This window comes from Mucilaginibacter lacusdianchii (assembly GCF_009770985.1).
Classification (GTDB): domain Bacteria; phylum Bacteroidota; class Bacteroidia; order Sphingobacteriales; family Sphingobacteriaceae; genus Mucilaginibacter; species Mucilaginibacter lacusdianchii.
In genome coordinates, this window is record NZ_WSRW01000003.1 from 701177 (window position 1) to 719547 (window position 18371).

Annotated in this window: 20 protein-coding genes; 11 read left to right on the top strand and 9 right to left on the bottom strand. The window is 40.1% G+C overall.

Features of this window, described 5'->3' with window-relative positions:
- The first annotated feature begins 205 nt into the window (after positions 1–205).
- Positions 206–2815 (top strand): DNA mismatch repair protein MutS, encoded by a 2610-nt coding sequence (gene mutS / locus GPM24_RS16510; RefSeq protein ID WP_158828160.1) that lies wholly within the window; start codon positions 206–208, stop codon positions 2813–2815.
- Between the two features lie 93 nt (positions 2816–2908).
- Positions 2909–3301 (top strand): group III truncated hemoglobin, encoded by a 393-nt coding sequence (locus GPM24_RS16515; protein ID WP_158828162.1) that lies wholly within the window; start codon positions 2909–2911, stop codon positions 3299–3301.
- Here the strand turns inward: GPM24_RS16515 and GPM24_RS16520 are convergent, their stop codons facing one another.
- The 3 genes from GPM24_RS16520 to epsC form a co-directional block, all read right to left on the bottom strand.
- Positions 3302–5404, bottom strand: coding sequence for a PAS domain-containing sensor histidine kinase (locus GPM24_RS16520; protein WP_158828165.1), 2103 nt, complete (start codon positions 5402–5404; stop codon positions 3302–3304).
- Between the two features lie 137 nt (positions 5405–5541).
- Positions 5542–6414, bottom strand: a complete 873-nt coding sequence (gene cysM / locus GPM24_RS16525; RefSeq protein ID WP_158828167.1) for a cysteine synthase CysM — start codon at positions 6412–6414, stop codon at positions 5542–5544.
- A gap of 8 nt (positions 6415–6422) precedes the next feature.
- Positions 6423–7235, bottom strand: coding sequence for a serine O-acetyltransferase EpsC (gene epsC / locus GPM24_RS16530; protein WP_158828169.1), 813 nt, complete (start codon positions 7233–7235; stop codon positions 6423–6425).
- A gap of 207 nt (positions 7236–7442) precedes the next feature.
- Here epsC and GPM24_RS16535 point away from each other — a divergent pair, with 207 nt between their 5' ends.
- From GPM24_RS16535 to GPM24_RS16555, 5 genes are all read left to right on the top strand, one after another.
- Entirely contained in the window at positions 7443–8006 is a 564-nt protein-coding gene (locus GPM24_RS16535; protein WP_158828171.1) for an acyl-CoA thioesterase, read from the top strand.
- A gap of 63 nt (positions 8007–8069) precedes the next feature.
- The gene (locus tag GPM24_RS16540) at positions 8070–8549 is read left to right on the top strand and encodes a hypothetical protein (RefSeq protein WP_158828173.1); all 480 of its coding nucleotides are present in this window, start codon (positions 8070–8072) and stop codon (positions 8547–8549) included.
- Positions 8550–8607: 58 nt separating this feature from the next.
- Positions 8608–9108 carry a DinB family protein gene (locus tag GPM24_RS16545; RefSeq protein WP_158828175.1) on the top strand — a complete coding sequence of 167 codons (501 nt, stop codon included), beginning with the start codon at positions 8608–8610 and terminating at the stop codon, positions 9106–9108.
- Between the two features lie 146 nt (positions 9109–9254).
- Complete coding sequence (locus GPM24_RS16550; RefSeq protein WP_158828177.1) at positions 9255–9824, top strand: NUDIX hydrolase; 570 nt, start codon at positions 9255–9257, stop codon at positions 9822–9824.
- Positions 9825–9857: 33 nt separating this feature from the next.
- On the top strand, positions 9858–10403 hold the full coding sequence (locus GPM24_RS16555) for an RNA 2'-phosphotransferase (RefSeq protein ID WP_158828179.1): 546 nt from the start codon (positions 9858–9860) through the stop codon (positions 10401–10403).
- 87 nt (positions 10404–10490) lie between these two features.
- Here the strand turns inward: GPM24_RS16555 and GPM24_RS16560 are convergent, their stop codons facing one another.
- The 4 genes from GPM24_RS16560 to GPM24_RS16575 form a co-directional block, all read right to left on the bottom strand.
- Positions 10491–11231, bottom strand: a complete 741-nt coding sequence (locus GPM24_RS16560; RefSeq protein WP_158828181.1) for a pseudouridine synthase — start codon at positions 11229–11231, stop codon at positions 10491–10493.
- 454 nt (positions 11232–11685) lie between these two features.
- Positions 11686–12066 carry a single-stranded DNA-binding protein gene (locus GPM24_RS16565; RefSeq protein WP_158828183.1) on the bottom strand — a complete coding sequence of 127 codons (381 nt, stop codon included), beginning with the start codon at positions 12064–12066 and terminating at the stop codon, positions 11686–11688.
- A gap of 140 nt (positions 12067–12206) precedes the next feature.
- Entirely contained in the window at positions 12207–12590 is a 384-nt protein-coding gene (locus GPM24_RS16570; RefSeq protein WP_158828185.1) for a response regulator, read from the bottom strand.
- Positions 12591–12859: 269 nt separating this feature from the next.
- Positions 12860–13516 carry a response regulator transcription factor gene (locus GPM24_RS16575; protein WP_158828188.1) on the bottom strand — a complete coding sequence of 219 codons (657 nt, stop codon included), beginning with the start codon at positions 13514–13516 and terminating at the stop codon, positions 12860–12862.
- Between the two features lie 532 nt (positions 13517–14048).
- Between GPM24_RS16575 and GPM24_RS16580 the strand changes: the two genes are divergently transcribed.
- From GPM24_RS16580 to GPM24_RS16590, 3 genes are all read left to right on the top strand, one after another.
- Complete coding sequence (locus GPM24_RS16580) at positions 14049–14414, top strand: response regulator (RefSeq protein ID WP_158828190.1); 366 nt, start codon at positions 14049–14051, stop codon at positions 14412–14414.
- Positions 14415–14700: 286 nt separating this feature from the next.
- Positions 14701–14850 carry a hypothetical protein gene (locus GPM24_RS16585; RefSeq protein ID WP_158828192.1) on the top strand — a complete coding sequence of 50 codons (150 nt, stop codon included), beginning with the start codon at positions 14701–14703 and terminating at the stop codon, positions 14848–14850.
- Between the two features lie 159 nt (positions 14851–15009).
- A complete protein-coding gene (locus GPM24_RS16590) occupies positions 15010–15363 on the top strand; it encodes a PleD family two-component system response regulator (RefSeq protein WP_158828194.1) in 354 nt (117 codons plus the stop codon).
- 16 nt (positions 15364–15379) lie between these two features.
- Here the strand turns inward: GPM24_RS16590 and GPM24_RS16595 are convergent, their stop codons facing one another.
- Positions 15380–15601 (bottom strand): PspC domain-containing protein, encoded by a 222-nt coding sequence (locus GPM24_RS16595; protein WP_158828196.1) that lies wholly within the window; start codon positions 15599–15601, stop codon positions 15380–15382.
- 1 nt (position 15602) lies between these two features.
- Positions 15603–16889, bottom strand: a complete 1287-nt coding sequence (locus tag GPM24_RS16600) for a DUF2851 family protein (protein WP_158828198.1) — start codon at positions 16887–16889, stop codon at positions 15603–15605.
- A 285-nt stretch (positions 16890–17174) separates the two neighbouring features.
- Between GPM24_RS16600 and GPM24_RS16605 the strand changes: the two genes are divergently transcribed.
- Entirely contained in the window at positions 17175–18302 is a 1128-nt protein-coding gene (locus GPM24_RS16605; protein ID WP_158828200.1) for a GAF domain-containing protein, read from the top strand.
- The last annotated feature ends 69 nt before the right edge of the window (positions 18303–18371 follow it).

The following is an 18371-nucleotide window of genomic DNA, read 5'->3' on the forward strand; positions in this document are numbered from 1 at the left end:
CAGTTTACCTTTATAGCTATTTATTAAAAAAGGTCAATTCTAAGGTTGACCTTTTTACATTTTAGATGCAACGCAACAATTTGTATGCTGCTTATCTTATGTTGCCCTAACGCATTAAATAAGCAGCATACTTAAATTTTCCACAAAAACCGCTAAATGCACCGCAAACGTTTAAATTTACACCCTTAATTAAAAAGGATAACGCTTGAGCAAAACCGCTACTAAAGAAACGCCGCTAATGCAGCAGTACAACCAGATCAAGGCCAAGTATCCTGGCGCCTTACTGTTGTTTCGTGTGGGCGATTTTTACGAAACGTTTGGGGAAGATGCTGTGAAAACAGCGGGCATTTTAGGTATTGTGCTCACCAAAAGAGCTAACGGCTCAGCATCGCATATTGAATTGGCCGGTTTTCCTCACCATTCGCTCGAAACTTATCTGCCAAAACTGGTACGTGCCGGTCAGCGGGTTGCTATATGCGATCAGCTTGAGGATCCTAAAACCACTAAAACCATTGTAAAGCGCGGTGTAACCGAACTGGTTACGCCTGGTGTAGCAGTAAACGACAATATACTACAGCAAAAAAGTAATAACTATTTGGCTTCGTTATATTTCGAGAAAAATAGCGTTGGCATTGCATTAATAGATATTTCCACCGGCGAGTTTCTGACAGCACAAGGAAATACGGGTTATATCGACAAGCTGTTGCAGTCTTTCATTCCCAGCGAAGTTATCTATCCTAAAAGCTGCAAGCGCGATTTTATAGAAGAGTTTGGCGACCGTTATTATACCTACACGCTAGACGAGTGGCCCTATAGCGGCGATTATGCACAAGAAACGCTATTGAAGCATTTCGGCGTAAAATCATTAAAAGGTTTTGGTATCGAAAAACTGAATTTAGGTATTGTGGCCGCCGGTGTGGCGTTGCATTATTTAAATGAAACCGAGCATCGTAACCTTCAGCATATCAGTGCAATCAGCAGAATTGAAGAAGATCGTTATTTATGGCTTGACCGTTTCAGTATCCGCAACCTGGAGTTGGTAGGTTCAGCTAACGAAAACGCCCTGACGCTGGTTGATGTGCTTGACCATACCTGCTCACCCATGGGCGCACGCTTATTGCGCCGCTGGATTGTAATGCCACTTAAAGAACTGAAACCTATTCAGGATCGTTTGAATGTGGTTGAGCATTTGATTGCGAACGAAGATTTGCGCAATGAATTACAGGCTTGCATCCGTCAGGTGGGGGATTTGGAACGGCTCATTAGTAAAATTGGTTTGCAAAAAGCCAACCCACGCGAAGTGTGTCAGCTACGTAAAGCATTGCAGGCTATCGGCAATATTAAGTTGTTAAGTACCCAGGCAAATAATGAGGCTTTACAAACTATTGGCAGTCAGCTAAACCCATGCGATTACATTTGTGATAAAATAGGCAAGGAATTAAATGCCGAGCCACCGGTGCAAATTGTTAAAGGCGGCGTGATGGCTGAAGGGATTCATGACGAATTAGACCGCCTGCGTAAAATTGCATTTGGGGGTAAAGGGTATCTGCTTGAAATACAGAAGCGGGAAGCGGAACAAACCGGCATACCATCACTCAAAGTGGCATTTAACAATGTGTTCGGTTACTATTTGGAAGTAACCCATTCACATAGAGATAAAGTGCCAACTGACTGGATACGCAAGCAAACCTTGGTAAACGCCGAACGATACATCACCCCCGAGTTAAAAGAATACGAAGAGCAAATATTAGGTGCCGAAGAAAAAATACTGGCGCTGGAAACGCAGTTGTACAACGATTTGCTGTATGCTTTAACCGAATATATTAAACCGGTACAGCTGAATGCACAATTAATAGCACGTTTGGATGTGCTGCTCAACTTTGCCACCATTTCTATCAAAAATTACTACGTAAAACCGCAAATAAACGACGGCTTGCTAATTGACATTAAAGGCGGACGGCACCCGGTAATTGAAAAGAATTTGCCGCCAGGCGAAGAGTATATTACCAATGATGTTTACCTGGATTCGGAAAGCCAGCAAATTATCATCATTACAGGACCCAATATGGCGGGTAAATCGGCCTTGCTGCGGCAAACTGGCTTGATTGTTTTAATGGCTCAAATGGGGTGCTTCGTGCCGGCTAAGCAAGCAGTAGTGGGTTTGGTTGATAAAATATTTACCAGGGTAGGAGCTTCGGATAACTTATCATCGGGCGAATCAACCTTTATGGTCGAAATGAATGAAACGGCCAGTATCCTTAACAACTTAAGTAACCGAAGTTTGATACTGCTTGATGAAATTGGTCGTGGAACCAGTACTTATGACGGTATCTCCATAGCCTGGGCTATTACCGAATATTTACACAATCACCCCTCGGCTAAAGCCAAAACGCTATTTGCTACGCATTACCACGAATTAAATGAGTTAACCAATACTTTCAACCGTATCAAAAACTACAATGTAACGGTTAAAGAGGTGGGCAATCAAATTATATTTTTGCGCAAGCTGGTTCCTGGCGGTAGCGAGCACAGTTTCGGTATCCATGTAGCGAAGCTGGCGGGTATGCCGCCAAAAGTGCTGGCGCGTGCCAATGATATCCTTAAAAAGCTGGAAGCCGAGCGCACCGGCGGCGAGAATATCAAAGAGAGTATCAAAAAGGTACAAAAGCAGGCACTGCAGCTACAGATGTTTTCTATTGATGATCCAGTTTTAGTTAAAATTCGGGATATGTTGAATAACTTGGATGTAAACACTTTGACACCTGTAGAGGCACTGATGAAGCTTGACGAAATTCAGCGGCTAATTAAAAGCTAGCAAACCGGCTCGAGTTTACCAATTGTAAATTAATAACCTTGATGTGTTATGCTGATGGCATATGCTTAACTTTGTGTCTGCAAAAGTGTGCTTATGCAAAAGAATCATGATATACTTACGCTTGCCGACATAAAACTGCTGGTAAATACCTTTTACAAGACGGTGGCAGGCAATGCAATGCTTGGCCCTGTTTTTAAAGCACGCATTGGTGATAACTGGCAACCACATTTGGAAAAGATGTACACTTTTTGGCAAACGGTATTGCTGGAAGAGTACACCTACTTTGGTCGCCCGTTTCCGCCACATGCCCAACTACCGGTTGGTGCCGAACATTTTGATGAGTGGCTAAACTTGTTTACCCAAACGGTTGACGAATTGTTTGATGGTGATAAAGCCACAGAGGCCAAATGGCGGGCCGGCAAAATGGCTCAAATGTTTCAGCATAAAATTGCTTATATCAAAGCCAACCCATTAAATATCCAGTAATCAGTTTTGAGTTTGTTCTAACCAAGCAATAGCTTCGTCTTTAGCGGTGAAAAACTGCGCCCTTATGCGGTCAAAAAATATGTCAACGCTTTTGTGAGCGGCCATACGGGCAAAGGTACTGGGCGAATAAATCCAGGCAAAATCCTTCAGGCCACCATCTTGCATAGCCGGGAACCAAAACTCAGAACCCCAATCCGATGCCTCTGACCAATTGCCTTTTACCCCACTGTTGTCATTTAAAACCTTGCTGCAATTGTTCTTTTTGAGCAAGTCGAGCATTATCAGGCAACCTTTTTGTACTGATTCCAGATTTTGATAGCCCAGCCAGTCGGCTTCTATCCAATGCTTTTCGGCATTGTATCGCAGTGTAATGAAATTGCCAATGTAATAGGTCTGACCATCCGTTTCTATGTCTCTAAATTCGCGTTTACCGTTTATGGGTAACAAGAAACTAAACGTAGATCCTTTGCCCAATTCACTTTCTACCCAAAAACTGCCGTTATGATCTTTAATAATGGTTGACGAGATATAAAGGCCTAAACCCAATCCCTGATATTGCATAGAGGTGTTATCGACACGATAAAAGCGGTCAAACAGGTTGACCAAGTTTTCTGGCGCAATGCCAATACCAAAGTCTTGAACGGATACAACCACGTTATCTTGCTCCACTTCCGAACGGATGATGATGGGCTTAGATGGAGCTGAATATTTAATGGCGTTGGTCAAAAAATTGTTCATAACCTGCTCTAAGCGCAGGCGGTCGCCTTTTATTACAACCTGATCATTTTTTTCAATGATGATGGAGTGCTGTTCCGATATTAATTCAACTACATCCCAGCTTTCGTTGATAACGTCGGCGAAATTAAATTCGGCAAAATTATAAGTTAATTTACCAGCGTTTATTTTAGATACATCCAGGAGGTCTGATATCAGCCCTTGCAGCTTGTTGAATTGTTGTGATGCTTTTTTTACAAACTGTGCAACTTTGATTGTAGGGTCCAGGCTTTTCTCCAGTACCTGCATGTAAGCCTTTAAGCTGGTAAGAGGCGTTTTAAGCTCGTGGCTGGCCACACTTATAAATTCATCTTTTTGAGTGAGCAATTCTTGCATGCTTTCAACCCGCACGCGCTCGTGATTAAGCGTTTGGGTAACCGAGTATTTGTTAAGAATGTAGTTGCTACACAGGGTAAAAAACCTGATGTAACGATCGTCTAGAGCTAATCGGGCACTTACACCATATACAACTACAAGGTCAGGATGGCGGCTACCGGCTAAACTGATGGGAGATAGAACTAATTCGCGCGGTTGCTCATTCCACGGATTATTAATAAACGAGGGGTTTCCTCCAAAAAAGGTCTCGGTTTGCAAAACAACATCTTTACGGCTCAATAAGCTTTCAGATTGCTCATTATTTAAAACTGACAAGTCGCTTGGTATAGTAACCGCATTGCCGATTCCAAAATGATAGTTCAGTCTATATACGCGCGTATCTGGATCAAAACTGTAAAGTAAAGAGTAAGGAATATCTTTGCTATCAGATGCTAGTTTTTGATGGCTAGTTTTCAAAATATCATCATCATTCGAATTAATTACTTCGCCGGCTAAATTGGCTAAAGTTTCCATCCGACGTTCGTTCAGTACCCTGTCGGTGGTTTCGATGCAGCTTGTAAACACGCCGCCAACCGTGCCATCATCGTTATGAATGGGACTGTATGAAAAGTCAAAATAAGCCTCTTCCAGATAACCGCTCCGTTCCAGAAAAAGGTTGAAGCCCGGAAAGCCGAAAGTTTCACCTTTCATTACTTTTCGAAACATCGGGCCAATCACCGGCCAAATTTCATCCCATGTGTCATATGTACTTCTACCTATAGGTTCGGGATCTTTTTTTATGCCTAATATGGGGCGGTAGGCATCGTTGTAAAACTGTACAAATTCATCGCCCCAAGCTACATACATAGGTATCTTTGCCTCAAGCATCATACTTACGGCTGTGTACAAGTTGGTGGGCCAGTTTGCCATGTCGCCAACAGGGGTAGCCGACCAGTTGTGGGCGAGTATCTTACCGGCCATTTCACTGTGGCTCGCCGTTATTTGACGTATCATTTATATGCTTAAGAAGTTACTTCAAATATAATAACAGCCCGTTCATTTGTCCACATATGTCAGTAATTGTATGATAGCTATATTGAAATTTGTTATTTATCAGTAATATACACATTAATCTGTTTGCCGGATTTTGACTATCCAAAAAGCTCGCTGCTCAAATAGCGGTCGCCGCGGTCGCAGGCTATGAATACAATAGTACCTTGGTCCAATTCCTGGGCCAGGCGTAAGGCGGCTGAGCAAGCACCGCCGGTACTCATCCCAGCAAAGATGCCCTCAGTTTTAGCTAATTGCCGAGCCATCTCGGTAGCTTCAGCTTCGCTGATATCCATGATACGGTCAACGCGACTGGGGTCGTATATCTTAGGCAAATAAGCCTCGGGCCAGCGGCGTATGCCGGGAATAGAAGAACCTTCCGATGGCTGGCAACCAATAATTTGTATATCGCTGTTTTTTTCTTTTAAATAACGCGATGTACCCATAATGGTACCAGTAGTACCCATGGCACTTACAAAATGTGTAATCTGCCCGTCGGTATCATGCCATATTTCTGGTCCGGTGGTTTTATAATGGGCCATGTAATTATCACTATTGGCAAACTGATTAAGCAAAAAGTAATTGTCAGATTTTCCTTTATCCTCTGCATAATCACGGCAAACCTCAATGTTTTCCAACAGGGTTACTTTAGCACCAAAAGCTTCCATGGTAAGTGTACGCTCACGCGTGGAATTGGCTGGCATTACCAACTCAATATCCAGATTAAACAGGCGGGCAATCATAGCTAATGCAATACCGGTGTTACCACTTGTTGCTTCAATCAATTTAACGCCCGGTTTAATTTCGCCGCGTTCTATGGCACTGCGTATCATGTTTAATGAAGCACGGTCCTTAACGCTGCCTCCCGGATTATTACCTTCCAGTTTGGCATATATCTTTACGTTAGCGTTGGTATTAAGCTTTTTTATTTCTGCTAAAGGCGTGTTGCCTATTAAGTCTATAAGTTCTGCCATGATAAAAACTACAATTTTTCGTTTAGCTTGTTTACGCTAATTGATGGTGTATGATAAACGGTAGAATATGGGTCTATGCTATGTATCAGCCAAACATTTCCGCCAACAATGCTATCGTGCCCAATAACGGTTTCGCCGCCTAAAATAGTTGCCCCCGAATAAATAACTACCCGGTCTTGCACTGTAGGATGACGCTTGCTGCCCGCCATATGTTTACTTACACTTAATGCGCCCAAAGTTACCCCCTGGTACATTTTTACATAATTACCGATCACACTGGTTTCACCTATAACAATGCCGGTTCCATGATCTATATGAAAATACTCGCCAATTTGCGCCGCCGGGTGTATATCTATGCCAGTGGTAGAGTGGGCGTGCTCCGTTAAGATACGCGGCAACAGCGGAACATCATAACTAAACAATTGATGAGCTATGCGGTAGTAGCATATGGCATAAAAGCCGGGATAAGTACGTATTACCTCAAATTCAGTTCGTGCAGCTGGGTCGCCTTTGTAAATGGCTTGAATATCTGTGTTTAAAACGCGGTATAACTCAGGTAATTCGTCAAAAAAACGGCGGGCTAGCTGGGGGCAATTGCAGTTGCTGCAATTGCTGCTGGCGCTAATGATTTCAATTAGTTCTTGCTGTAAATTTAACGCTTCCAGCTTTAAGGCATCAACCGAACTATAGGTTTGCCTGGATTGCTCCGGAAAAAGCAAGTAAATAACTTTAAGCGCCCAGTTAGCTATTACGTTATTGGGCGGTATAGCTTCCGTTTGCCGTTGCTTTTCAAATAATTGCTTGTAAAAAAAATCCTCCATGAATGAGTTGTTCCCTTGAATAAAGCTCTGCTTACACAGCGCAATTGTATGCAAATTAACCTGCTTTTTAAGGAAATATAAAATCAGATTAATAAGATGAGTACTAAATGACGAATTGTAAGCTCTTACATAATAGCATTGATAGCAATTTATACATATTTAATGTATTACTTTTTATATTTCACGAAATTTTTGGCATACACACATATGGAAGATTTTAAAACCGTAACGAGTTCACAAACCGTGTTAACCGAGTTAATGATTCCGTCGTACTCTAACTTCGGGGGTAAAATACACGGTGGTATCATATTGGGCCTTATGGATAAAGTTGCGTACGCCTGCGCCGCTAAGCATGCAGGCAATTATTGCGTAACAGTTTCTATTGATACGGTGAATTTTTTACAACCCGTTGAGGTTGGCGAACTAGTATCGTTGATGGCTTCGGTTAACTATGTGGGCAAATCATCTATGGTGGTAGGCATACGGGTGCAAAGTGAAAATATAAAAACGCAGGAAATTAAACATACTAACTCCAGTTATTTCACCATGGTGGCCATAGGCGATGAGCATAAACCGGCAACCGTACCCGGACTTATTTTACAATCGCATTTGGAAGTGCAACGATTTTATCAGGCTTATCATCGAAAAGAGCTTAACCGCTATTATAAACAGGAAGCAGATCGTATTAAAACACCCATGGAAATTGCCGAATCGATAGAGCTGATTAAAACGGAACGTTGCATTGTTGATTTACCTTCAGATAAATTATAATTCAATTTAAAGGTTATAAATATTGTACGAATTGAAATTTTGTTAAATTAGCATTAACCAATTATGCCTGTATACAAACGTTATCTTCCGGGTTTTAAAACTACCTGCTTGTCGGTTTGCGTGCTATATGTACTGATAGCCGGCAGTTTACTTGTTAAAGGCCTTATGAAAAGTATGGCGCAATACCATCAAGTACCTAGCCATTTGCTAACGTCGCCACATTATTACGATGCAGTTTTGTGGATGTATATGCACATGTTGGTAATTGGACTTATTATAGGTGCATTAGGCTGGTATAGCAAAAATGTTGTTTTTCAGAAGCAAATGTCGCGCGTGCTTTTTGCGGCACATTTAATATACACATATCTCGATTTCCGCTCGTCCGATTTTATTTGGGGAAATGGTTTATACCACGGTCTGGTTTCGGTAGTGCCGGCAGTTGTAAGCTTGGTGGTTACTTTGCTGTTTTTAAATTTGGGCTTTGGCGCACGCCGTGCTTTTCATCCTGGGCAACCCGTTGCTTACCGGGGTAATTATCGTTAGCCGTTAATTGGATGTTCAGATAATTTGTTCATTTTAGCTATTCAAATCTAAACATCATATGTATCATCACATTGCTGATTTTGTGGCCGACTGGCAAGTAATGACCGGTTACACAGTAACTTTATTTGAAAAAATAACCGACGAAGCCAAAGGAATAAAAGTTCATGAAAATGTGCGTACGCTAGAACGTCTGGCTTGGCACATTACCGAAACCCTTCCTGAAATGGGAACCCAAGCCGGTTTGTTTGACCACAATGAATTGGAACATATACCTGTACCGGCTACCATGGCACAACTTATTAATACTTATCAAACTTACAGTCAAAAGCTAATTGACGCTGTAAAATCGCGTTGGACAGACGAGCAATTGAATGACGACGTGAACATGTATGGCCAAACCTGGACTAAAGGTATGGTTCTATCAGTTTTTATAGGGCATGAGGCACATCACCGTAGCCAAATGACGGTTGTGATGCGCCTGGTTGGCTTGCCAGTGCCCGGCTTATTCGGTCCGGCAAAAGAGGAGTGGGCTCAAATGGGTTTGCCGGTTATGGAATAACACAATTTATATAATAAAAAGCCTGCTTACTTACTATAAGCGGGCTTTTTATTATATAGCCACATTTACCAAAAATGGTTATAGAAGATGAGATGCTGTTTTAACCTTGGGTTGCTTAACTTAGCAGCTTAAACATCAGTATAGACATGGCTAACATAATTAAGAAATGGACCATATTAAAAGAGGAGGATGTATCTCCTAGTCCATGGTTTCCAATACTGAAACATACTGTGCAGTTGGCTAACGGAAAGGTTGTAGATGACTATTACTTTTCACCACTAGGCGATGTGGTACAAGTGCTTGCCTTAACGCCGCAAAACGAAGTGGTGCTAGTAAAGCAGTATAAGCACGGATTAAATGAAATTTTAATGGAGCTGCCGGGCGGAATGCGACAAAAAAATACCAGCATTATACAATCGGCCTTAAATGAGTTGGAAGAAGAAACCGGCATCAAGGCTACGTCCGGGCAATTGATCTCGTTGGGGAAAATTGCCGTTAATCCTACCAAAGCACATCAAATTACTTACGGCTTTATTTTATTTAATGCCGAATTCAATTCAGTACAAAAGCTGGATGAAACCGAATTAATTCAAGTATTAACCTTGCCGGCTCCACAAGTATTGCAATTAGTAAAAGAGGGAGAAATTTGGGTAACCGATTCGATGAACTTTATTTTGATGGCAGCATTACGCTATCCGGAAGTTTTTGGTTTATAGCTTTAAAAGCGTTCTTTTTAATAAAAACAAAGGATGACGGAAGAAGAATTAAAAAAAACAAGCAAATTTATTAGTTATGTACTAAGGCACTATCCGGAATCGGCTGGGTTAGTGTTGGACTCTAATGGCTGGGCTGATATAGATGCCTTAATTGCTGGTGCGCAACGCAATGGCCTAAATCTGGATAGATCTTCCTTAATGCATATAGTGGCTACTAACAACAAAAAGCGATTTGCCATTAACGAAACCCAAACTCTTATAAGAGCAAGCCAGGGGCATTCTGTTGTGGTGGAATTGGGTTTGATACCACAAGCGCCGCCTTTTATATTATACCATGGCACCAGCACACGCTTTCTGGATTCAATTTTGCAGCAAGGATTGTTAAAGGGTAATAGATTGCATGTACACTTAAGTGCAGATAGTGCTACCGCAAAACAAGTGGGTATGCGGCATGGTAAGGTAGTAATACTGGAAGTAGCAGCCGGTCAAATGGCCAAGGATGGATATGTATTTTATATGTCTGAAAACAGCGTCTGGCTCACAGATCAAGTTGATCCCGGTTATCTAAAAATAATCTGATTTAGATATAGGCTTGTTGTGCACATGTTTTAATGACAAATGCATTTGTTGCATAAATTGCCTGTCCGTTTTAATAATCCTAATAGTTTACGAAGTTGCTTCGTAGGTATTGCTTTGCACGATACCATTAAGTAGTTGTATATAAACCTGTTGCCAGTTCATTAAATTAATCATTCTGTCGAATTCGGGTTGTATAGAGGCGCTGATAGTAACCGGTTGTTGCGAAATAGGATGAATAAACGACAACTGTAAAGCATGTAGTAGCATTGTGTTCATGTCCCAATTATCGGTAAAAAACTTGTTTTGTTTATTGCAACCGTGTGTGCGGTCGCCAATAATGGGGTGAAAGATGTGGCTAAAATGTTTGCGTAATTGGTGCATGCGCCCGGTGGTGGGTTTGGCCATCACTAATGAGTAGCGGGATGTTGGATGTTTGCCAAATGCAACAGGCAATTCGGTTTGGGCAAGGGTTGTATAGGCTGTAAAGGCATCCTGCAAGGTGCCATTTTCTTTTTTAAGCGGGTAGTTAATCTCGCCGCTAATGGGCGCAAAGCCACGCAGAATTGTAAGATAGCTTTTACGCACGGCGTTGTTCATAAATTGTTGCTGCATGGCCGTTTCGGTGGTCTTGTCTAAAGCAAACAATAATACGCCGCCCGTTTTGCGGTCGAGCCGGTGAGTAGGGTATACGTGGCGGTTTAACTGATCACGTAGTATTTGCAGCGCAAATTCTTCTGCATCAGCCGCTATGGATGAACGGTGAACCAACAACCCATGCGGCTTATTAACCGCTACCAAATGCTCATCAGCAAATAAAATGTCCAACATACAGCACGAAGGTAAGAGTTTTTGTTAAGCAGATAAATTGTTGAGCAGTGGAATGGTTGATAAGTAAAACAACAGGATATGAGTATAATTAAATTTAATCAATCATTTTTAAGTGACCTGTTGGGTACTAATGAGTTTTAAGGTTCCCGACGTATCTATAATCCATTATAGATGGATATCTTTAAATGAGTGTTGAGTTTGCTGATTTAATACCTTAACTAACGGTTTTTGCAATAGTTTAATAATAGGAGATTAAGCCTTGAAACCGAAAGTCAACAAAAGACGGCGTAATAAGGATATGCGTTATCGTAACCAACAAAAGTAGTTCATGGCTGTAACGTCGAAGTAGAAGTTATCCTTGAAATTAAAAAGAAAATGCAAATCTTGCTGTATCGCTTGCAAAATTTGCATTATGTAAGTCATTTGTAAATTGATGGATTTCTGAAACCGTTGGTTAAACAGCTTGCTCTAATGGCTGAAAAACAGGAACCTGCATAGCCTGGCTGTTCAGCATTTTAAAGCTTATAGCTATTATTTCAGCTTTGTAGCGTTTCACGCCAGCCTCATCTACAAACGAACGGGTTTTAATCTTTCCCTCCAGATAAATAAGCTGGCCTTTTTCCAATTGCGCTACGTTATCAAAACTGGATGCAACCGGTATTTTAATTTGATGCCATTCTATATGCTCTGTGTTTTGGCCCTCTTTTTTGATAAATTCCGTAGTAACAAGCGGAAAGCAATAAAAGCTTTGTCCATCTGGCTGCGCATGTAAGCGTGGAGCTTTGCCTACATGACCTACTAAAAATACTTTGTTAATGCCGGCGTTGTTAAACATGGTAATGTAGATTTTATAATTGATAAAATACGTCTAGATGTCTTATTTATAACTGTATGCAATATTATGAGTTATCAAATTGAGTATACAGGTATTAATACGCGGATTTTCGTTGTGGTAAATACGTGTTTTAATAATAGTTAATAAACAGGGCTGTTAAATTCGTGTCCAGACAGGACAGTTATTTTTTCAACAAAGTCATTAAGTTCAAAGGGCTTAGCTATAAACACATCACAACCATATAAACCTAATGATAAAAGAACGCGTGAGTAAGCTGATATAATGACCACAGGTATTTCTGATGTCGACGGATTTTTTTTGATCTGTGCGCAAAGCTCGCCGCCATTAATGCCATCTAGTAAATAATCAAGCATCACCAAGTCTGGTTTGTAATCAGTAATGTTTTTAAAAATGTTATCAGTGTCAGAAATAGCTTTAACTTCGAATCCTTCGTAATGCAAAATGTCCTGCATTACATCTAAAATCCCCGGATCGTTGTCTAAAATTAAAATTCGCTTACTCATTATTAATCGAAAATTAAATTAACCTATCATCAAAGGGCTTTATAATTGTTGTAAATGCAATTTGTAAAGTTGATTATAGAATATTTTTTAATTATAAGTAAAGTTAGCAATAGCGTTTTGAATACAATGAGTACTAATACCTATTTAAGAACTAATAAATACGTATTTGTCAGTTGTTAAATAGGAATTTGCTAAGTGTGGCCGAATTATATAAGAAAACGGGAAAGAAGACAACTAAAGGCGGTACTAAAAGCTCGAAAAGGGGATATTTAGCTGATAATGTTGTTTTGTATGGCAAAACGAATTAAAGCTGCTGTGTTACGGGCACCTGTTTTGTCTATCAAATTTTGGCGGTGACCTTCAATTGTACGTTTGCTGGTGAAAAGTTTTTCGGCTATCTCGTTATTTGTAAAACCTTCGGCTATCAACGCCAGTACTTCAATCTCACGTTTAGATAGGTCAATTTCAGGCAAGTGATCTGGCATTTGTGGTTCTGGCGCGTGCATAACTCTGTCAAGTAATCTTAAACTTAGTTCGTTGCACACATAACGCTCATTGGTTTGACAAATATGCCTAATAGCAAATGTAAGTTCGTTGGCACTTACATTTTTTAATACGTATCCCCACGCCCCAGCCTTAAAAGCTTGTATCATGTATCGCTCATGGTCTAGCATCGATAACACAATGGTTTTGATGTTTGGGTAATCCGTTTTTAAAAGGCCAATCAACTCAATGCCGCTCATCTCTGGCATATTGATATCTGTAAGTATTAAATCAGGACGGTAATCTTGGTTTCGTAACAACCCAAGTACTTGTTTGCCGTTCGTTGCTTCGGCAATAACCTGCATGTCCGGTTCTTTTTCCAATAGCGATCGGATTCCATTACGCACAATGTTGTGGTCTTCCGTTAATATAATTTTGATCATGATTTAGTGCTTGCAGGGCTTTATAAATGTATAAAAATTTTTTAAGCCCAAATATCTACGCCTATATAATGTATGTCAGTATGTAATTTGCCTTTGTTAAATTGGTTTGTGTGTTAGTTTTTTAATCAAAATAAGTAATATGCCAATATGGTTTTAAATTAAGCATTTAATACACGTTCATAATTCACTTGAATTAGGGGCGCATATAGCGTTTAAAATCAAATTATGAATTTTTTTGATGCTTACGTTCATGACAGGTGTCCAAAAGAGCTTATTGAAGTTCAGAATATTTACTTATGTTCAACTCCATTTAGATAGACAAGCACATAACAACTAACTGAAAAAGCACTTGGCATAGTTTCATTCCCATTAATTTTACAATTGCGTTTCAAATAGCTGGCTACTTAACCGAAAAGTAATTAGTATTTTTGTATTGATAAAGCAGTTGGTGTAAGCCGGCTGCTTACAGACAGCGGATAAAGTGATTGTGAAAATTATCTAATATTAGTTGCCTGCTCAATAATTTAAACAGATGCCCAAACGAATATTAGTACTGGATGATAACCGGGATATACTTGAAATAGTAAATGAAGTATTATCTTACGAAAACTTTGATGTACATGCCACATCTACCAGTAATGGTATCATTGAAGTAGCTAAAAACTACAATCCAGATTTAGTTATTTTAGATTATCTACTTTCTGATGGTAACGGCGGCGATATCTGCAAACAGATAAAAGCTGATGAAAAGCTGCGCCATATTCCGGTTATTATTTTTTCGGCCTATATACACCGTGATGTAGATTATCCGGCCTTTGGCTGTGAAGCTGTTATTGCTAAACCGTTTGATTTGAATGAACTGGTAGATAAAGTGAACAGCTTAATTGTAAAAAATTAAATTTCATTGTTGCCTATATTTAGGCTTTCATCTTATAAGCTTCCGCCCCCATCTCAATGAAACATGTGCTGTGTTTGGAGGCTTTGCTTGTTTTGATACATGTGTGCGTTCATTTAGGTCGATATTATAGTGTCTATAGCACATCATTTTGTATGTAAAAAAATACAAACTCCAATCAATACGTGCTATTTCTATTTCAGAAATCCCTTTTGCGCAATTAATTTATCGAGTAAGCAAATTATGGCATACAATTGGCATTTGTATCTGCAACAAAATAAACTGACACATGAAAACATTAAATACTTCAACCCAACTACTGCTTAAAGCAATTGACATTGAATTGAAAGCCTTATTGCAACAGGATTTGAAAGCGTACCATGTGTCGCAATTAAGGAAAAAAGGCATCAACCAAGGCGCTACAAAACAGGCTGCCTAACCACATATATTTAATCTACCCTATGAGATAAAAGAGTTTTTGCCTTACCGCTTAAACTCTTTTTTATTTCTAACCGCTTTTAAATAATAATAAAACGGATAGGTTGTTAAATAATCTGATGGCATGTAAATTGAATATAATATATAAAGCCTAAAAATAATGAGTAAGCGTATACTGTTGGTAGAAGAAGATGTGATGGGGTTGAATATGCTATCGCAATTGCTTATTTGCAAGGGGTATGATGTATTCGCACTTCATCGCAGCGAGCGCATATTTGCAGAAATTCCGAAATGCCATCCTGATTTAATAATGTTAGACAGCGATTTACAGGGCATCAGTAGCCAAGTACTTCAGGGTGCTTTGAAGGCGGTTGAAACTGTAAGCAAAATACCTGTTATGCTCATTTCGGGTAAGGCCTATAACACCGAGTTGCTTCAAAGAGATGATCTCCATAGTAACTCTTTATCTATCGATGCTCTTGTATTTGAAATTGAACGAAAGCTTGCAGCTTGAGTACGTATAAAATATTTTACCAATCGCTAACACGTGTGTGCATACGTTTAACGTACCGACGTATATCGAGCACTATGCCCGCGCAAAAATAAAACATTAACGGGAAGCCTACCGCCAGAAACGACGAGTAGATAAAAAACAACCGGATTTTGGCAATCGAGATGTTAAAGCGTTCACCCAAATATGTGCATACGCCAAATGAGTACCGCTCAAAAAAGGTTAAAAATCGCTGTAACATATTACGTAATGTTTAATATTTGGTTGCCCACACCGCAAGTCAGACATTTTTTATGATTGCAGTAACTATTTTTAAGTTCCAATAAGGCCTGTGATTCAAAAGCGGTTTTAACTTTTATACCTAAAGCCTCAAAGTCAGTCACCACGTGGTTGCTTTCAACAGGTAAATCTTCCAGTAATTGCATACCCCGGTCAATATAACGCTGTAATTGATGATGATTGCCGTAGCTAAACAAAAATACAGCAACAGTATTCATCAGTAACAAGTCAATTGAGCCTTGCCCTAAGTTTTTAGTAGCAGGTTTAGATTCAGCATCAAAACGGTAATGACTCTCCCAGTATACGTTAACACTAATGGAGGTAAAAAGTTCTCTTAGCTGTTCTATTTCTTTAATTTCTAATATTTTTGAAAACAGGTGATTGGATTGTACAATTAAAGCAGCAAACTGTGCTAGCCGTATGGTTGGAAAGTTTTGCGGCCGCAGTCGCATAAATTTCCACAGGTGTTTTTCAATTGGCGACAGACCATACTTTTTGCGTAGGTATTGGTATTCTGATCTCAGTTTATTAGGATAGTCATCTTTGAAATCTTCTTCTAAAAATCCGGCCTGCCCAAAAATCAGCGCTTCAATCTGCATCGGGTTGTTTTTATTTTTAGCCAGTAAATTTTGCGGCAAAGATTTGGCCATCAATTCAAAAGGTAACGCATTTACTTTAAATCCAAAATTGGCGGCCAGGTGCTGGTAAAATGTTTCTTCCCAGTCGCCGCGGTTATTTTGTAAAGTGGCAATCACAGAATCCGATTTTTTTTCTAACCTTTCTACCAACACGCGGGTAAGCCAGTTATGAAGCGATAACGAGCTGACTGTTTTGATAGTACCTTCACAAGGTATGATGCGTTGGTTGCCATATGCCAGCTGATGGTAACGGCTATATAAATCGGCCGCAATCCGTCCTTTCAATATTAACGTAGGTAACCTACGCCCGTCGGGTAAAGTAATTTGCTCATCGTTTTCATAAACCACATGTAAAACTACATTGTGGTATGCGCCATCGTTGGTATGGTGGTGCTTATGCCAGTCAGAAGACGCCAGGTGTATTTCCACATTGCCGGCCCAAATCGTATCACCGATGCTTAAACGGGCGTTTTGAAAGTCGGGACCAGAATGGGTGTTGTGCAAGCCCGGAGAAGTTATGTGTAAAGTTTCGTTGTCGGTTGTTTGCAATGCGTTATGGTCAAACAGCCTGAACTTCCATACGTAATGCAAAAAGTCTTCGGTGAAAAGCATGGGGTTAAGATACGCAGATATCAAGCACAATACAAACGCTGCTTATAGGTAATATACATAAATATTATTACGTGCTGGTTGAATTGTTATAGCGATGATTTAGTGACTTAATTAATATTTTATAATTGTTTTTGCTCTGTCAATTTAGTAAGTTTTAACATGGATAAGCCTCAACAAGTTGATACTTTTGCAGTTAAACGCAATAAATATAACTTCTTGGATAGCCCGAGGCCCCGCGGTTAAAAAAGGAATGAATACATGAAATTTTTTATACTGCAAAATTAAATGCCCCTACAGGAACTTAGGCGCTTACAAGCCATTAATCGTTTTTTAAAACTCGAAATCAGCAAAGAACAGGAGCTGAACAGCATACTTAAGCTAGCCGCCGAAATTTGCGGAACGCCAACATCCTTAATTACCATTTTAGACGATGAGCTGGCACATTTTAAGTATAAATTGGGCTCCTCTTTACATGTTGTAGACAGTGAAATAGCATTTTGCAGCTATGCCGTTCGTGATGATAATGTAATGGAAGTGCCGGATACAGTGCTCGACGAACGGTTTATGCATAACCCACTGGTCACTAATGAAAATAGCGTCCGATTTTATGCGGGTGCACCGCTTACCACACACGATGGTCAAAAAATTGGAACCTTGTGTGTGCTCGATCAGCAACCCAAGCAACTGAGCCATCACCAAAAACAAATGCTGCAGGTATTGGCCAGACAGGTTATTCATATCATGGAATTTGAGCTAAGTTTAAACGTTTTAAAAGAGCAGTTTATTGAAGCTAAGAAGTCGGAAATCAAGCTGCGTTCTTTTTTTGAAAGCTCACAATCCAGTCATGTTTTAATGGGGCAAGATATGGCTGTGTTAGCTTATAATAAGGTATTTGACGATTTCATTCGGAATTTGTACGGTATAGATGTAGAAATAGGCATTAAAGCTACCGACTATATCGACAGGCTATATATACACGATTTTGTGAGCAACTTTAACCTGGCTTTAACAGGTAAAACAATTCAGCACGAGCGGCAACTGCGCTTTAGCGATCAGATGGCTATCTGGTGTCAAATTACTTACAACCCTTCATATGATAACGACGGTAATATTATTGGCATATCCTTTAACGTTAACGACGTTACCGAACGTAAAAAACACGAACAGCAAATTATAGAGCAGAATACCGTGTTGCGTCAGATTGCTCATTTTCAATCGCATGAATTGCGTAAACCGGTGGCATCTATACTGGGCTTAATGGAAGTGGTAAGATTGGATGGTTACGGGCATAACGAAGAAAGCCTGACCATGATGGAAGAAGCCGTAAAGGAATTGGATGGCGTAATACGAAATATTGTTGATAGCACAGAACCCATGGCCGGCGATGAAGGCTTGGCTTTGAGTTATTCCTAACGTCTTTTGTGATGCTAATCACTTTGTAAGCTTTGCAGTGTATATATTTGTTGCAACTGCAAACTTACG

Bases quoted from the DNA above. Each gene is read 5' to 3' on its own strand.
- GPM24_RS16520 (WP_158828165.1), bottom strand. From the start codon at position 5,404: ATGATACGTCAAATAACGGCGAGCCACAGTGAAATGGCCGGTAAGATA.
- GPM24_RS16515 (WP_158828162.1), top strand. From the start codon at position 2,909: ATGCAAAAGAATCATGATATACTTACGCTTGCCGACATAAAACTGCTG.
- GPM24_RS16565 (WP_158828183.1), bottom strand. From the start codon at position 12,066: ATGTTTAACAACGCCGGCATTAACAAAGTATTTTTAGTAGGTCATGTA.
- GPM24_RS16605 (WP_158828200.1), top strand. From the start codon at position 17,175: ATGCCCCTACAGGAACTTAGGCGCTTACAAGCCATTAATCGTTTTTTA.
- GPM24_RS16590 (WP_158828194.1), top strand. From the start codon at position 15,010: ATGAGTAAGCGTATACTGTTGGTAGAAGAAGATGTGATGGGGTTGAAT.
- GPM24_RS16585 (WP_158828192.1), top strand. From the start codon at position 14,701: ATGAAAACATTAAATACTTCAACCCAACTACTGCTTAAAGCAATTGAC.
- GPM24_RS16575 (WP_158828188.1), bottom strand. From the start codon at position 13,516: ATGATCAAAATTATATTAACGGAAGACCACAACATTGTGCGTAATGGA.
- GPM24_RS16535 (WP_158828171.1), top strand. From the start codon at position 7,443: ATGGAAGATTTTAAAACCGTAACGAGTTCACAAACCGTGTTAACCGAG.
- GPM24_RS16595 (WP_158828196.1), bottom strand. From the start codon at position 15,601: ATGTTACAGCGATTTTTAACCTTTTTTGAGCGGTACTCATTTGGCGTA.
- GPM24_RS16600 (WP_158828198.1), bottom strand. From the start codon at position 16,889: ATGCTTTTCACCGAAGACTTTTTGCATTACGTATGGAAGTTCAGGCTG.
- GPM24_RS16545 (WP_158828175.1), top strand. From the start codon at position 8,608: ATGTATCATCACATTGCTGATTTTGTGGCCGACTGGCAAGTAATGACC.
- GPM24_RS16555 (WP_158828179.1), top strand. From the start codon at position 9,858: ATGACGGAAGAAGAATTAAAAAAAACAAGCAAATTTATTAGTTATGTA.
- GPM24_RS16570 (WP_158828185.1), bottom strand. From the start codon at position 12,590: ATGAGTAAGCGAATTTTAATTTTAGACAACGATCCGGGGATTTTAGAT.
- epsC (WP_158828169.1), bottom strand. From the start codon at position 7,235: ATGGAGGATTTTTTTTACAAGCAATTATTTGAAAAGCAACGGCAAACG.
- GPM24_RS16580 (WP_158828190.1), top strand. From the start codon at position 14,049: ATGCCCAAACGAATATTAGTACTGGATGATAACCGGGATATACTTGAA.
- GPM24_RS16560 (WP_158828181.1), bottom strand. From the start codon at position 11,231: ATGTTGGACATTTTATTTGCTGATGAGCATTTGGTAGCGGTTAATAAG.
- cysM (WP_158828167.1), bottom strand. From the start codon at position 6,414: ATGGCAGAACTTATAGACTTAATAGGCAACACGCCTTTAGCAGAAATA.
- GPM24_RS16550 (WP_158828177.1), top strand. From the start codon at position 9,255: ATGGCTAACATAATTAAGAAATGGACCATATTAAAAGAGGAGGATGTA.
- GPM24_RS16540 (WP_158828173.1), top strand. From the start codon at position 8,070: ATGCCTGTATACAAACGTTATCTTCCGGGTTTTAAAACTACCTGCTTG.